The organism is Croceitalea marina (assembly GCF_042684265.1).
GTDB classification, from domain to species: Bacteria; Bacteroidota; Bacteroidia; order Flavobacteriales; family Flavobacteriaceae; genus Croceitalea; species Croceitalea marina.
Genome location: NZ_JBHULB010000014.1, coordinates 83,170 through 100,585 on the forward strand (window position 1 = coordinate 83,170; position 17,416 = coordinate 100,585).

General features: G+C 36.9%; 7 protein-coding genes. All 7 read right to left on the bottom strand.

Annotation, left to right across the window (positions count from 1 at the left end; translation table 11 throughout):
- Positions 1–9 precede the first annotated feature (9 nt).
- Entirely contained in the window at positions 10–2,430 is a 2,421-nt protein-coding gene (locus ACFSQJ_RS11120) for an FtsX-like permease family protein (protein ID WP_377767021.1), read from the bottom strand.
- A 27-nt stretch (positions 2,431–2,457) separates the two neighbouring features.
- Positions 2,458–4,842: an ABC transporter permease gene (locus ACFSQJ_RS11125; RefSeq protein ID WP_377767022.1), complete on the bottom strand. Its 2,385-nt coding sequence runs from the start codon at positions 4,840–4,842 to the stop codon at positions 2,458–2,460.
- Positions 4,843–4,864: 22 nt separating this feature from the next.
- Positions 4,865–7,294 (bottom strand): ABC transporter permease, encoded by a 2,430-nt coding sequence (locus ACFSQJ_RS11130; protein WP_377767023.1) that lies wholly within the window; start codon positions 7,292–7,294, stop codon positions 4,865–4,867.
- Positions 7,295–7,438: 144 nt separating this feature from the next.
- On the bottom strand, positions 7,439–9,799 hold the full coding sequence (locus ACFSQJ_RS11135) for an ABC transporter permease (RefSeq protein WP_377767024.1): 2,361 nt from the start codon (positions 9,797–9,799) through the stop codon (positions 7,439–7,441).
- 141 nt (positions 9,800–9,940) lie between these two features.
- Entirely contained in the window at positions 9,941–12,331 is a 2,391-nt protein-coding gene (locus ACFSQJ_RS11140; RefSeq protein ID WP_377767025.1) for an ABC transporter permease, read from the bottom strand.
- Positions 12,332–12,382: 51 nt separating this feature from the next.
- Complete coding sequence (locus ACFSQJ_RS11145; protein WP_377767026.1) at positions 12,383–14,797, bottom strand: ABC transporter permease; 2,415 nt, start codon at positions 14,795–14,797, stop codon at positions 12,383–12,385.
- A 198-nt stretch (positions 14,798–14,995) separates the two neighbouring features.
- A complete protein-coding gene (locus ACFSQJ_RS11150) occupies positions 14,996–17,395 on the bottom strand; it encodes an ABC transporter permease (protein WP_377767027.1) in 2,400 nt (799 codons plus the stop codon).
- Positions 17,396–17,416 lie beyond the last annotated feature (21 nt).

A 17,416-nucleotide genomic window follows, 5' to 3' on the forward strand; every position in this document is an offset into this window, starting at 1 on the left:
TATGATGACTTATTCCGTCCGTAAACTATTTACGGGATTAATGATTGCTGCTCGTACTACTTGATAACTTACCGTGAAAAGGGATACTAGTAACACACACAAAATGGCTAGCCCAAAGACCCACCAGGGAATATTGATATGATAGGTATAGTTTTCCAACCATTGTTGCATAAAAAAATATGCGACGGGAATCGCGACTAGTCCGGAAAGCAGTATTAGTAGCACAAAATCCTTAGAAAGCATCTTTAACAGGTTTGGAATGGATGCGCCCATTATTTTGCGAATTCCAATTTCCTTTGTTCGCCTTTCAGCCATAAAAGTAGCGAGACCGAATAGGCCTAAACAGCTAATCAAAATAGCCAAGACTGAAAAAATACCCGATAATTTCCGCATTCGTTCCTCGGTTTTGAATTTATTGCCAAAGGCGTCATCCACGAATTGATAGTCAATTGGAACATCCGGGGCAAATTTGGCCAATTCTACCTCAATCTGTTCTAAAGAATGTGCAAGGTTTTTCTCAGGTGTCAATTTGAGATTTATCCAGTTCGTTTCATTATAGTCTATACTGTAAATGGCTGGTTTAACGGGCTCAAAAGGGGATTCGGTCAACAGATTTTTAACTACACCAATGACTTGATGTTCACCGTCATACCATCGGATCGTTTTTCCAATAGGATTCTCCAAGCCCATGTAAGCAATAGCCGCCTCATTAAGAACATAGGCTGTGGAATCTGAGGCGAAATCCCTTCTAAAATCCCGACCTTCTTTAATTTCCCAATCCACGGTCTTTCCGTAGTCATGAGATACATAGAAGGAAACAATATTAGTGGTGAAATCAGGATTTTTACCCTCCCATTCATAACCGCCGTTACTGTGCCAAACCTCGGTCATTGGGCTTGAAGATTCAGCCATTTCCAAGACAGCTTCGCTTTTTTGTAATGCATCGCGAAGCGCATTATACTTCCCTTCGAATTCATCAGTGGTCTTTTCTACCATAATAAGGTTATTTTTATCATAACCTGTGGGGCGGTCTTTTGAATGTTGAATCTGCTGATTGACCACTATAGTGCCGGAGACCAGAATAATGGAAACTGTAAACTGCACGACAACCAATGCTTTTCGAAATGACACTGTGGATTTACCCGGGCGAACAGTTCCTTTCAGAACTTTCACCGGGCGGAACGAGGAAAGGTAGAGTGCAGGGTAACTCCCCGCCAAAAGGCTGGTGATCAAGATCAATCCTAAACCAATGCTCCAAAATAGCGGTTCAGCGAAAGGGAAAACAAGCTGCTTGTCCGCTAATTGATTAAATGCGGGCAAAAGCAATACGACCAAAGCACAGGCCAACAGAAAAGCACAGAAGGTAACCACAAGGGATTCTAACAAAAATTGTCGTATCAATTGGTTTTTGTTCGAACCAACCGTTTTTCTTACCCCTACTTCCTTAGCCCGTTTTTGAGCTCGTGCAGTACTCAAATTCATAAAATTAATACAGGCCAATAACAGTACAAAAACACCGATTATACCGAACATTCGCACATATTGAATCGCTCCCCCACTTGAAACACCGTTTTTAAAACTGGATTTTAGGTGCCAATCTTTCATAGGGTGAAGAAAGATTTGGGGCTCACTCCTTTTAGTGGCTTCGGAAACATTGTCATAGAGCACCTTCTCGATTTTTTGGTTTATGGACTGCATTGCAGATTGATTGTATATTTCAACAAATACTAGGTATGAATTGTTATCCCAAAGTTTTCGATCACGTGCAGTTCTTACCCAGTCATACATCGAGACGTAAAGATTCCAAGGCGCAATAAAATCAAGTTTTTTGGTTTCGGAAAAAGCGGCAAGAGACTCAAATACATTGGCATTGTTAGGAAGCTCTTCAAAAACACCCTTCACGGTTACGACAGCATCGTTATTCAATCGCATGGCTTGGCCCAGTGGGTCTTCATTGCCAAACAACGTCTGGGCGGTAGAAGCCGAAATCACAATCGCATTTGAGTCATTTAGGGCATCAAGGCTTCCCTTAAGCATATTAAATGAGAACATACGAAGTACATCTTTCTCCATAAATGCACCATGCATGTTCAGATTTTTCTCTTTAAAAGACAGTACATTGTCTCCTGGAAAAGAACTCATGGCCACATATTTGAAATCATCGGAATAGACCCTTCGTAATTCGTCTGCCAATGGATAAGGGTGGTTGTATCGTGTTCTAGTCTCTCCATTATCGGTTTTGTTCATAAGCACCTGTGCGATACGCTCGTGATTCTTGAAATTAGTATTGAAGGATTTTTCATCATGAATCCAAAGACCTATGAACATGGCTACGCTAAAGCCTAAAGCCAGTCCGCCGATGTTAATTGATGAATGGGCTTTGTTCTTCAGAAGGTTTCTCCATGCGATTTTTAGGTAGCTTTTAAACATGCTTATAGTTTTTTGATCGATGATAACTTATTCAGTTCGTAAACTTTTCACGGGGTTTGTTCTTGCGGCTTTTATACTCTGAAAGCTAATGGATAAAAATGCCAATATTAGCGTTAGAAAACCTACCAAAATTGCAACCCACCATTGCAAAGAAATTCGATATACGTAGTCTTGCAACCAACTTTCCATAAAATAATACGCAAAAGGAGTGGCTATTAAAAGCGCTATTATGATTTGTTTAAAAACACCTTTTGCCAATAGATTTAAAATACCGGAAACTGAACTTCCTAATACCTTTCGTATGCTTATTTCTCTTCTTCTTTGGGCAATCTGGAATGAAACCATGCCGAATAACCCCATACCTGCGATAAAAAGAGCTAAAAGCGTGAAGATGTTAAAGGCTTTACCAAGTCTTTGTTCGGCATCATAGAATTGCATATAAGAATCTTCTACAAATTTTACTTCATAAGGTACATGAGGAACAATCTTTTTCATTGTTTTCACAATAAAATCAGAAGTATTCTGGTAGTCAGACATGTCTATTTTTAAAACTACTTCCCCATTATTTCTAGTATGTTCAGGAGTTCGTAAAGCCATAAAGAGGGGTTCAATTGCTTGATCAAAAGTTTTAAGATGAAAGTCTTTTAAAACCCCAATTACCTTACCATTTGCGAATTGTTTGCCAATTGGTGCATTCCAACCAAGTGATTTTACGGCTGACTCGTTTATTAAATAAGCCAGAGAATCGGATGCTATCTCAGGTGAAAAACTTCGGCCGTCAATCAGTGCCATCTCAAAAACATCGATAAAATCAAAATCGACATAAGTTCTGTATATGTATAAAGGTTCATCATTGTAATTTCCCTCCCAACTTGTGATAGGCCCTTGACTTGTAACATTAAATGGAAGTTGAGAACTCAAAGAAACCTCATGAACCATTGGGTTTTGCAATAACATCTCTTTTAGAACCTTTTGCTTTTCTGTAATTTCAGGCTCAAAATAGCGAACATGTACAAGTTGCTCGTTTTTATATCCTAAATTTTTATTTTGAATATACTGGAGCTGCTGTTGTATAACGATACTTGCTATTGCTAGACCAATTGCCACGGTAAATTGACTAACGACCAAAATACTTTTTAAAGAAAATCTTTGTTTTGTACTTTTTAGAAAATTACCTTTTAATGCCTTAATAGGCCCAATGCCCGAGAGAAAAAAAGCAGGATATAGTCCAGAGATAATTCCTGTAACCAATGCTGCTAAAGAAAGAACTGCCAGTATTTGCAGATTCGATAAAAGATTAAAACCAATGTCTTTGTTTAATAGGGCATTAAAACTTGGGAGTAAAATTGATGCCAGAAATAATGATAGTACGAGACTGGCGAAAGTAAGAAACAAAGATTCGCTCAGATATTGAATTATTAAGCTTCTTCTTTTTGCTCCAAGAACCTTACTCACACCAACTTCTTTTGCTCTTTGAGCAGATTTTGCAGTTGCTAAATTTGTATAGTTTATAGCTGCTAGAACAAGAATTATTATAGCAATTAGGGCGAATAAGCGTACAGATTTAATATTGCCGTTTTGACTTATTTCAACATTTACGTTCGATTTAAGATGAATATCTTCTAATGGTTGTAATTTGTATTCAGGATAAAATTTAAAGCCTTGATTTTCATAGGCCGGTTTTGTGATTTTTTCATAAATCGCCATTTTATCTTCCAACAGTTTAGACTGGCTAGCTTCTTTCAACGTAAGATAAGTATGATAGTTATTGCTTACCCACTGGCCCACATCATGTTGATAGTATCCTTGACTTTTGTAAGAGACGATAAAGTCATAGCTAAAATGCTGGTTTTTGGGAGGGTTTTCAATCAAGGCCTTGACGGTAAAGGTCTTTCCGTTTCCGAACGTTAATTCTTGATTTATCGGAGAAAGATTTCCAAATAACGTATTGGCTAATGATTCTGTAACCAAAATATTATCTGGGCTTTGCAAAGCTAAACTTGGATTTCCCTCAATAACTTTTGTGCTGAAAACATCAAAATAAGCACTGTCCGTATACAAGCCTTGCTGAACAAAAGATTGATTATCTTTAAGTATTAACGCCCCTCCAACGTTGAGGTTCGTAACACTTTCGACCTCAGGAAAATCTTGTAACAATGCTTCACCAAGAGGCAGAGGAGCAACGGCAAACATGTCTGTGCCCTGATAACTATTACCTTTTTGTTGTTGTACAATCCTAAAAATTCTTTCTGAATTCTGATGATGCTTATCAAAGCTCATTTCAAACTGAACAAACAATGCTAATAACAAAAAACAGGTCATTGCAACTGCCAGGCCTGTTAAATTAATAGCTAGGTAGGCTTTATTTTTAATCAAATTTCTCCAAGCAAGTTTTATATGGTTTTTAAACATGACTTTTGTTTTTTTGATTATCTCATTCGGTACGCAAACTTTTGACAGGGTTTACAATAGCCGCTTTAATACTTTGATAGCTTACAGTTATTATGGCAATCGATATGGCTATAAGCCCAGCGAGCGCCAAAATCCACCAACTGACTTCAATTCGATATGAAAAATCTTGTAACCACTTATTCATTGCGTACCAACCGATGGGTAATGAGATAAATATGGCAACACCTACAAGTTTTAGAAAATCTAAGGTAAGTCGATATGAAATTTGGCCAACACTGGCCCCTAAAACTTTTCTCACACCGATTTCCTTGGTACGTTTTTCTGCATTAAATGCGGCCAACCCGAATAAGCCAAGGCAAGCAATAAAAATGGAAAGAACTGTAAAAACAATAAAAATTCGCCCCAATCTTTGTTCGGCCCGATACGTATTATTGAACGATTCATCCATAAAACTATAAGCTAAAGGTTGTTCAGGAATATTTTTATCCCATACGTGTTCAATTGCGGCTATTGTATTAGAAAAATCCCTTCCACTGAGTTTGACGGCCAAGTTTCCTGTTGAGGTCCCTAATCTCAGGCTTAGTGCGCCAATGTCATCTCGTAATGTTTCAAAATGAAAGTTGTCAACGACACCAATTATGGTATAGAACACTCCATTTTCATCTCCTATATCACTAGATACTCTTAAACCTATAGCTTCTTTGGCACTTACACCTAGAAGTGACGCGGCAGTTTCATTTATTATTATTGCTGTAGAATCCGTTGTCCGTTGTGGACTAAAATCGCGTCCTGCCTTAAGTTCAATACCTAAAGTTTTTAAATAGTCGTAGTCAACAAGCCATCGCTGCATGTTAACGGCATCTTCTTGATTATTAAAACCTTCTTTAAAATAAGTGTAATCTGATCTTGAAGATGGTGTTGGCAAAAAACTGCTTATTGCAGCACTTTCAACTTGAGCGAGTTTTTGCACTTCTTGCTTAATTACATCGCCTTTTTCCCTTGCGCCATAAAAGTCTTGAACGATTAAGATCTGATCTTTTGAAAAACCTAATTCTTTACTTTGTATGTAATCGAGCTGGTTAAATACTACAAGTGTACCTACTATTAAGAACACAGAAATAGCAAATTGAAAAATTACCAATGAGTTACGAATATTACCTCCGCCTACACTTGATTTCCCCAGCCCTTTCAGAACTTTCACCGGAATAAATCGAGACATAAAAAAAGCGGGGTACCATCCTGAAAATAAACTTAATACAACTGTTGAAAAAAGTACAACTAACCAAAAAATCGGATTGAGATAGGGTATACTTATTTCTGTTCCTGCAAGCTCATTAAAAAAAGGCATTACAAAAATTGCGATTCCAATTGCTGCCAAGAGCGAAATAAAAGAGATAAGTGCGGACTCTGTTAAGAACTGTCTTATTAAACCAGATTTATTTGAACCTAAGGTTTTTCGAATGCCCACTTCTTTGGCCCTCTTTAAAGAATGGGCAGTAGACAGGTTCATAAAATTTACACTTGCCAATAGAATTAAGAACAACCCGATAAAAGAAAGAATGTAAATGTTTTGGATAGATCCATTTGCACTCAATTCAATATGAGCATCTGAATGTAAGTGTATATCTGTTAAAGGGATGGAATAATAATTCACATAGTTTCCCGAGGCCCTAAAGTCTTTTTCTGTAATTCCTGGATAAATTTTTTGCACCCAAGGAATTAGATAATCTCCAACAATCCCTTGAAGCGGAGCTTGAAAATCTTCAATTTTTGCACTTGGAATAAGCTTAATAAAAGTAAAATAGTTATGGCTCCCCCATTCATTTTGTTGGGCATCTTCATAACCAGACATGGCCATAAAAACGCTGTGGTCACGTAATAAAGAGTTTTTAGGTAAATCATTAATTACCCCAGTAACGGTATACGTATCTGTATTGTCAAGAACTAGTTCTTGCCCCAATGCATTGTTAACCCCAAAATGCTTTTCAGCTGCTGTTTTGGTAAGTATTAGGGTATTTGGTTCTTTTAGCGCAGTTCTGGTGTCGCCAACTAGTAAATCTAGACCGAACATTTTAAAGAAGTTGGCATCGGCATACGCAGAATGGAGTTCTTTAGTATTATTTTTCGCACTTTTTCGCACAAGAATACTTCCTAAATTTCTAATTCGAGTGGCCATTTCTACTTCCGAAAAATCATTTTCCAATACTGCCGCCATAGGTGCAGCTGTTTCAGCAGATATATTTTGATCTCCGCCAAATTTAATATCTGCATTTATCCTATGAATACGGCTGGCATCAGCGAACATTTTATCATAGTTCAACTCATTATGAATATATAATGAGATTAGTAAAACACCGGACATACCTATGGCAAGACCAAAGATGTTTAATGAAGTAAAAAAAGGCTGTCTTTTAAGACTACGCCAAGCTACTTTTAGATAATTTTTAAACATGACCGATTCGTTTTTTGATTGATATGTAATTGAAGTCTAATTTTATGCCATAATTTAACTATTTGTAAATCAGATATTTAAAATGATCACCTAACTATGTAGTGTAAATTTTTTTTACACCTTATGTATAATTAATTTACAAGGCTATTCTGTTCTTAGACTTTTTACAGGATTCCGTTTTGCTGCCTTAACGGCTTGATAACTTACCGTTAGGAATGCGATAACCAATGCTAAAAGACCGGCTAATGCAAACACCCACCACGAAAGGTCTATGCGGTATGCGAAATCTTGAAGCCATTGATTCATGGCGTACCATGATATGGGAATAGCAATCAAGAGCGAAATGCCTACCAACTTTAAAAAGTCTTTTGAAAGTAAAGCGGTAATACCACTAACAGAAGCCCCTAATACTTTGCGGACTCCTATCTCTTTGATTCTGTTCTGAGCCATATAACTAGCCAAACCAAATAGCCCTAAACAGGAAATTAGAATGGTTAAAAGCGTAAAAAGACTAGCGAGTTTTTCAAAGCGTTGTTCACTAACAAAATTTCTGGCATACACTTGGTCCACAAACTCATAATTAAAAGGATATGTGGGATTTTGGTTTTTAAAAATAGTTTCAATTATTGCCAAATTATCCGCAACATTTTGATCTGAATTTAACTTAATGTGAATAGTATTTAACCACCATTGGGCACCTTGAATAATCATTGGCTCAATTTTTTGAAAGGGGGAGTTGAACACAAAATCTTCCACTACACCTATCACCCGCCAATCGGTATTGTTATCCTTAATGATTTTTCCCAGTGGGTCATCGAAACCCATCAAACTAACGGCTGCCTCATTTAAAATAACCCCCGTAGAATCCGTAGGATATCTTTGTAAATCAAAGTCTCTACCTTGTATTAAGTTTAGTCCCAGTGTCTTAACCACATCGGCATCAGTACTCATACGGTGGACCAAAGTTTTATTCTCAGGATTCTTTCCTGGCCACTCTATACCCCAAGAATTGCTCCAACTTTCCGTTACCCTACTACCCATTCTTGAAATGGATGTAGCGCTCCCACTTTTTAAAAGTTCGGTTTTAATGGTTTCGTAGCTTTCTTCTATTTCGCCTTCAATAGTTATGGTGATTAATTGGTCTTTGTTGTAGCCCAATTTCCGATTTTGAACAGTATCAATTTGCTGCCTAATAACGATAGTAGCCGTAATTAAAATGATGGCCACGGAAAATTGGATGACTACCAATACCTTTCTAGGAGTTACGAGCGTATTGATTTTTTGGAAAGTTCCCTTTAATACTGAAGAGGGTTTGAAGGAAGACAGATATAGAGCAGGGTAGCTTCCTGCTAGAATTCCTGTAAACAATACAATTCCTAAGATAGAGACATATAACCAGGGATTTTTCCAATTAATGGAAAGCTCAATGTTTATTAATTCTGAAAACCATGGCAGTACCAATATGACCGTTCCCAAAGCAACAATTGCAGCTAGAGTACTGATGAGAATAGACTCTCCCAAAAATTGCCAAATCAATGTATATTTTCTAGCCCCAACAACTTTTCGAACGCCTACCTCCTTGGCTCGCTTTTCACTCCGTGCCGTGCTAAGATTCATAAAGTTAATACAAGCAATCACCAAAACGATTACTGCAATTAGGGCAAACAGCCTAATGATATCGATAAGTCCACCTGTTTCTACACCGTTTTCAAATTCAGAATATAAGTGTGACCGAGTATAGGGATAGAGATAAGTAACCATATCGGGTGATTCTCTATCGTATTTCTCTCTGAGGGTTGAAACCTTCTTAGAAAAAGCATGATAATCCACGCCCTCCTTTAACAGGACGAAAGTACCGACCGAGTTGTTGTCCCAATATTCATCATCCCAATTACGCTGTTTCGAATAGGACCACGGTATTAAATATTCAAATCTGAAGTCTGAATTTTCAGGAAGGTCTTTAAGAATTCCACTTATCTTAAAAGAATCCCTGTCATCCATTTCAACCACTTGTCCAATAGCTGGTTCGTCACCAAACATCTTTTTGGCGAAGGATTCTGTCACCACTAAACTGTTTACATCTTCGAGAACCGCTGTTATGTCTCCTTCTATCAATGGAAAACTAAAAATCTTTAGGAAGTTAGGGTCTACTATAGTACCCGTTGATTGGATACTCTTGTCGCCCTGGCTAAAAAGAAAATTGAAATTGTAAAAATATCGGGAGACTTCCTCGATTTCTGGATAGTCTTTTTTTAAAGTAGGAGCCATCACTTTTGGAGTACTGTTCCAAGTCCATATTTCTCCGTCTACAGGATACTTATTGTACACCTGATAAATTCTATCCTTCTTTTCATGGAATTGGTCATACCCAATTTCGTAGTTAACCCAAAGAAGTATCAGGACAGAAACCGTTAGACCTATTGATAAACCAAAAATATTCAGTAGAGAAAAGCTCTTATTTCTAAGAAGATTCCGCCAAGCGATCTTTAGATAGTTTTTAAACATGATTACTTTTTTTGATTGATATGTAATTGAAGTCTAATTTTATGCCATAATTTAAATGTCTGTAAATCAAATATTTAAAATAATTATCTAATTGTGTAGTGTAAATTTTTTTTACATGTTATGTATAATTAATTTACAAGGTTATTCTGTTCTTAGACTTTTTACAGGATTCATCATTGCCGCCCGTATGGATTGAAAACTTACCGTAAACAAGGCAATAGCTATCGCTAGTAATCCGGCGATAAAAAATATAGACCAGCTTATGTTTATACGGTACGCGTAATTTTCTAGCCAACCATTCATCACCCAATAGGCTAAAGGAAAACTTATCAAAAGAGAAATTAAAACAAGCTTTACAAATTCTTTCGATAACATTTTGGTGATATTAAATACACTGGCCCCTAAAACTTTACGAACGCCGATCTCTTTTTTGCGCTGTTCTGCCATGAAAGCAGCTAATCCAAAGAGCCCTAAACAAGCTACAAAAATGGCTAAGCCACAGAATAAAAGCCCCAGAGTTGCCGCTTTTCGTTCTAATGAATAGAAACGTTCAAGATTCTTGTCTAAAAAGACGTATTCAAAACCTGATTCCGGCATAACTTCTTTAAACTTTGCTTCTAGTTCTCCCATAATAACCGGTAATGAAGCACTATTAAAACGTACCAAAGCAAACGATTTGGCTTCTGATTTTCCATTATGGAAAGCATAGGCTCCAATAGGTTCATGTAGCGATTCAAAGTTAAAATCATCAATTACACCGACTATGGTGGCATTATCCCTAAAACCGCCTATCAAGACTTTTTTACCTACAGCATCTTCTACAGAATAACCTAAGTATCGCACTGCTTTTTTGTTTAAGACAACATCTATTAAGGTGTCATTTTCTTGTTTTACACTTGGCAACATTTTACCTGATAACAATTTTAACTTGAGCAAATCAATAACTTCGGGATCAACACGATTGGTACTTATCTGTAATCCGTTTTCATCTTGCTCATTTTTAAAAAGCATTCTTCCACTTACCGTAACCCCAGGGAACCCTTGCGCCATGGCAGTATTGGTCACATTACTTAAAGACTTGAACTCTTGCACCAACGCTGTTTTCTTTGCTGTTTCGTTAATGGCCATGGTAGAAATAGCGACCGTATGTTCAGGTTCGTACCCTAATTCTTGATTCTGTATTAATTGTAGTTGCTTATAAATAGTAATAACACCAACAATAAGCATCACAGAGGCTGCAAACTGTAATACAACTAGCCCTTTTCTAATATTCACAACGCCTCCTGCCTGTTTTATTTCTGGATTCAGAATCGCTTTTGGAGAAGAACGCGACAAATAAAATGCAGGATATGACCCCGATATAAGCGTTGTGATTGCCCAAAAAACAAACAAGCCAATCACTAATTCTGCTTTGAACAATAAAGAAATATCGAGCTGTTGTTCCGTAATGGCGTTAAAAATTGGAACGGTAACAACCGCTAATACTACTCCAATAACTAAAGCAATAAACGTTATTAAACCTGTCTCTGCATAAAAACGAACAATCATGCTTTTAGATGATGCTCCAAGTGTTTTGTTAATACCAACATCTTTTGATCGTTTTTGAGACCTGGCAGTCATTAAATTCATATAATTGACACAGGCTATAATTAGAATTAATAAGCCTAGAATGGATAAGTTTTCTATCTCGCTAATATTACCGACTCTGTTGGTATACGAATTAACGTAATTTGAGGAATACAAATGAACTTTCTCTAAAGGCTGCAAGGATAGTGTAAACCATTGCCCCTCTTTCGCTACATTTTTATCTAAAATTGCTTGCATTTGCAATTCTGTTGCTGCGACAGAAGTGTTTTTTTTAAGCTGAACATAGGTTTCAAAACTAGAGTTACCCCAAGTAGGGTTTTTTGCAGCCCAAGAAGAACTAAAAGACCCTATAACATTACAATGCAAAGTACTATTCCCCGGAAAATCTTTAAATACCCCTGTTACTTCTAGTTGCCTTTCATTGTCTACTGTGATTGTTTTACCCAAAGGATTGTTATCGCTAAAGTATTTTTTAGCGGTACTTTCTGATAAAATCACGGTATTAGGTCTATCTAAAGCAGTATTGGAATTCCCTTTTACAAATTCCATATTAAAAATGGAAAGTAAATCAGGGTCACACCAATACAATTCTTTCTCTAAAAAGTTAGATTCATCGATTTTGATAAATGCGGTCTGCCCAAAATCATGTTTTAGCATGCGAGCGGCGTAAGCTATATCAGGAATATCTGATTTTAATGCCGGAGCTAATGCAGCCGGCGCAGTGCAAAACACCTGATTACCATAAGATTCGCCCGTGTGAATAAGGGCCCTATAGATATCATCTTTGTTTACATAATCTGTGTCATAGCTCCGTTCATAGGCAATGAACATAAATAAAAGTATCGTAATCGCTAAACCCAAAGAAAGGCCCACAATATTTATAATCGAAAACATACGGTTAGCTTTCAAATTTCGCCAAGCTAATTTTAAATGATTTGTAATCATGATTCTCGTTTTTTGATGTTGATTAAACTCAACATAGAATGATTGTGTTTTTTATTCTGTTCTTAAGCTTTTGATAGGGTTCTGTAAAGCGGCATGTAATGACGTATAACTAATGGTAGTCAAGGCTATCAATACGGTAAAGATGCCGGCCAAAGCAAAAAACCACCACTTTATTGTTATATGATATGCGAAATTTTCAAGCCAGGTATTCATCAAATAATACCCCAATGGAAATGCCACTAAAAATGAAAGTCCTATAAGTTTTAAAAAATCTTTGGAAAGCATTGTAACAATTTGATAAACCGAAGAACCTAAAACTTTTCGTATACCTATCTCTTTAAAGCGTTGTTCGGCAGTAAAAGTTACAAGACCAAATAGACCCATACAGGCCACTAAAATGGTAAGTATTGCAAAAATGTTGAGCACAGTTCCCATTTTTTGCTCAGCAACATAGGTGTATCTATAAGACTCATCTAAAAGGGCGTAACTAAAAACTTCATCTGTGTTGAAACCATTCCACAATTGTTGTGCGTCTGCAATAAGGGCTTTCATATTTGCTGTTTTTGCTCGCACAACAAGACCCCCGGCAGAACCATAGTTCATAATTAAGGGTTCTATGGTTTTATGAAGTGATTCATGGTGAAAATCTTTTACTATTCCAATTACAGTCACTGTTTCGTTTCCGTTGTCAGTTGCTCTTTCAAAACTTTTTCCTAATGGATTTTCCCCAAGACCGAATGCTTTTACGGCACTTTCGTTTATGATGATCTTGTCTTGTTCAAAGCCAAAATCATCTGAAAAATTTCGACCCTCTAACAAGGTCATGCCCATTACATTCATGTATGCATCATCAATATCATACTGCATACTTCTTCTAATGAATTTGCCGTTTTTATAGATTGGAGATACTGAATTATTGGAAGGCCCTGCCGGAACAAATCCCGATACGCTAACGCCTGCCACTTTTGAATTTTTAAGCAATTCATTTTTAAGGGCATTTCTTTTGTTTTCTCCAAGAAGATAGGCATCCCTAAGAACCAATATTTCGTTCTTATCGTAACCCAGACTTTTGTTTTGAATGTAAGACATCTGTTGATTTACCACTAGTGTACCCAATATTAATGCTGCCGATATTACAAATTGAAAAACTACCAGCCCACTGCGCAAACCTTTTGTTCTGCCACTGCCAGAGAATTTATTTTTTAAAGCTGTTACGGGTTTAAATGAGGATAGGAAAATAGTGGGGTAGCTACCAGCCAAAAGACTTATGAGTAAAGTGGCTACCAATAAAGCCGAGATAAGCTTAGGGGTTACCAAATAGGATAATTCAAGTTCTTTTCCTGAGATTGTATTGAAATAAGGTAGTACAATGGCAACTAATACTACAGCAAATATCATTGCCATAAGTGTTGCCAAAAAAGACTCCATTAAAAACTGATTTGCAAGCTGCTTTCTGCGTGACCCCAAGACTTTACGAATGCCTATTTCCTTTGCTCTTTTAGAAGCTGAGGCCGTTGAGAGATTCATAAAATTGATACAGGCGATGAGCAGCATAAAAAGTGCTATGGCACTGAAAATGTAAACGTATTTTATATCACCGCCTTCTTCTAAAGAAGATGCTTTGGTAAATTCTGAATTTAGGTGAATACTGGTCAAAGGCTGTAAAAAGAGACCTATGGGGTTTTCTTTGCTGAACTCGGCGAAAGAAATACCTATTTCTTCTTGAAGTTGAGGCCCCATATTTTTTTCTACCACCGCTGGTAATTTTGATTCTAGATCGCTTTGAGAAGCTCCCTTTTCTAGCTCTAGATAGGTATGAAAATTACCTTGAGTCCAAGAATTACTATTAGCGGCAGATAAACCTTGCATAGAAATAAAGGCGTCAAAATGAAAATGCGCGTTTTTAGGAATATTTTTCATCACCGCACTAATTTTATAAGGCTGACTTTCTTCGTTTAAGGATAACGACTTACCGATCGGGTCTTCTTCTCCAAAATACCTGAATGCTAATTCTTCGGTAACTACAATAGCATATGGAGCGTCTAAAGGGTTCTTGTATGTACCTTTAATAATGGGCATTGTAAAAACATCAAAAAAGTTTGAATCAACATAGGCCAGGCTCGTATTGTTAAATTTGACCTTGTTATAGCTGATACTGGGATTATGAATTTTTTGTAGACGTGTAGCATCTAAAACTTCTGGAAAGACTTCCTTTAGTGTTTGGGCAACCGGAGCCATTACTACCGCCTCCCTAATATCTTCATTTTCAATTTTAGCTTTGAGCACAACACGGACGATTTCATCCGCTTTTTCATTGAAGGTGTCATAGTTCAATTCGTCTACAACAAAAAGCATTATCAGCAAACAAGAAGTTATACCTAAAGTGAGACCAATAATATTGATAGCGAACATTACTCTATTCTTTCTATTGTTTCGCCAGGCTACTTTTAGATAATTTTTAAACATGACCGATTCGTTTTATGATTGACTTACGAATTAAAATCGATTACCATGCCAAGCACATAAATAATTGATAATCAATTATATAAAAATAAACCATTGTGTTAGTGTGTAAATTTTTTTTACAGTTTATGTACAACATATTTACACCTTACTAAACCTAATTGTCTTGTTCTAAAGCATTTAGAACAAGACTTAGTATTATTACTCCGTCCGTAAACTTTTTACCGGGTTTTGTTTGGCAGCTCTAATTGCCTGAAAACTTACCGTTAACACAGTCACCCCCATAGCTCCCAACATGGCCAATGCAAAAATCCACCATTTTAAGATTACTCGGTACGGGTATTCTTGTAGCCAACCATTCATAATATAGTAGGCAATTGGCACTGCTATAAAACAGGATATCACCACCAACTTTAAAAAATCTTTAGAGAGCATATTCCAAACATTGAATACAGAAGCCCCCAATACTTTGCGAACCCCAATTTCTTTTGTACGCTGCTCTGCTACAAAAGATGTAAGGCCAAATAACCCTAAACAACTGATTAAGATGGCCAAGGCCGTAAAAATGCCTGAAAGCGTGCCTACGCGCTGCTCCGCTGCAAATTTTTCAGCATATTTATCGTCTACAAAATCATATTGAAATGGAATCGCGGGAAAATTATCTTTGAATATCCGTTCTATGGTCGCAATGCTTTTGGCTGCACTTTGCTTCGGATTCAACCTTAGGGTGTAGTAGCTAAAATTATCATGACGGTCGTATACGTACCAAGCTTGCTTTACCGCTTCATACGGAGATTGGGCTATGATATCTTCAACTACGCCAATAATTTTTCTTGAAGGCCCTGGGTCTTCTTCATCGGTATCTCTGATTACCATGCCAACGGGATTTTCAACTCCCATATATTTGACGGCGGTCTCATTAATTAAAATTCCCAATGAATCAGAAGCCATATCCTTAGAAAAATCTCTTCCTTGAGTTATTTTTAAATCTAATGTACTGGCGTATTCTGGAGATATTTCGGTCCAAGCAAAATCTTCCTGAAAACCATCGGGTTTGCCCTCCCAGGTATACCCACTTCTATTAGACCATATTTGTGTTGTAGGACTACTTGATGTTGCCATTGCGATTGCTGCACCAGAGCTTATAAATTGTTCACGCATTAAATCTGTTTTTCCTTCAAAATCTGCTGACCATGTTGGAATTTGGATTAATCCCTCTCTATCATATCCAATTGGGCGATTTTTAGCATGGTTAATCTGCTGCATAACAATTACGGTTCCAATAATAAAAGCTACAGAAACTGTGAATTGAAGCACTACCAAAATCTTTCTTGGCAAACCAGCATATTTTCCAGATTTAAAAGTCCCTTTTAACACATCCACGGGTTTGAATGAGGAAAGATAAAGTGCAGGATAACTTCCTGCTAACAAGGAAGTAAATAGGATAAATAGTAGTGATATAATCCAGAAATTTATACTACTCCAAGGAAATGCAATTTCTTTTCTAGCCAGCTCATTAAATCCATTTAGTGATAGTAAAACAATCAACAAAGCAACAAAAAAGGCAAAGAGTACGACCAAAAAAGATTCACTCAAAAATTGATAAATCAATTGTCCTTTTTGTGAGCCAATGGATTTGCGTATTCCTACTTCTTTAGCTCGTTTTTCTGATCGGGCAGTACTTAGATTCATAAAATTGATACATGCCAAGAGCAATACAAATGCGCCGATAATTCCAAAAAGCCAAACGTATTTAATACGACCCCCTACTTGTTTTCCTTGCTCAAAATTTGAACGTAGATACCAATCCTCCATAGGGAGCAAAAAGATTTGAGGGTTAAACTCTGCTGTATCTTCGTTTAAGTCTTTTTTTACGTTTCTAATTGTGTTGGACACATTTTCCATATTGGCATTATCTGCCAGTTGTACAAAAAGCTGAAAAGAGTTATTACCCCAATTCTCCAGAGAGTTCTTAATCCATTCGCGATTGGCTACATAGTTATCCCAAGGAATAATATAATCGGTATCATTGAAAGAGTTATTGAAAGGAATATTCTTGTAGACTGCAGTTACGTTTAAATCATACTGATTGCTAATCTTAACAATTTTTCCGATAGGGTCCTCTTTTCCAAAAAGCGCATCTGCGGTAGAAGCTGAAAGCATGATAGAATTTATTTCTCTAAGCCCATTTTTTTCGCCCTTTATAATTTCAAGATTAAGAAACTCAGGAGCCATTGGCTGCATATAATTGCCAGGACGAGAAATGCTATTTTCCTTGTATTTGATATAGCTATCCTGCGTCCAAGAAGCCATCATTAAATATTTAAAGTTGTCACTATAGCCGTCACGTAATGCAGGCTCAAGAGGAAGTGGTATGGCAGGACCGGTACCTACGTTACCGTTAAAAGTTTGTGACTGCCATACCTGCGCAATCTTTTCTTTGTTTTTGAAATAACTGTTATGAGCTAACTCATCATATATCCAAAGACCAATGATAAGAGTCACAGCCATACCTAAGGCCAAGCCTCCGATATTAATGACAGTATACCCTTTGTTTTTTAATAGGTTCCTCCAAGCTATTTTCAAATAATTCTTGAACATGATGATTTCGTTTTTTGATTG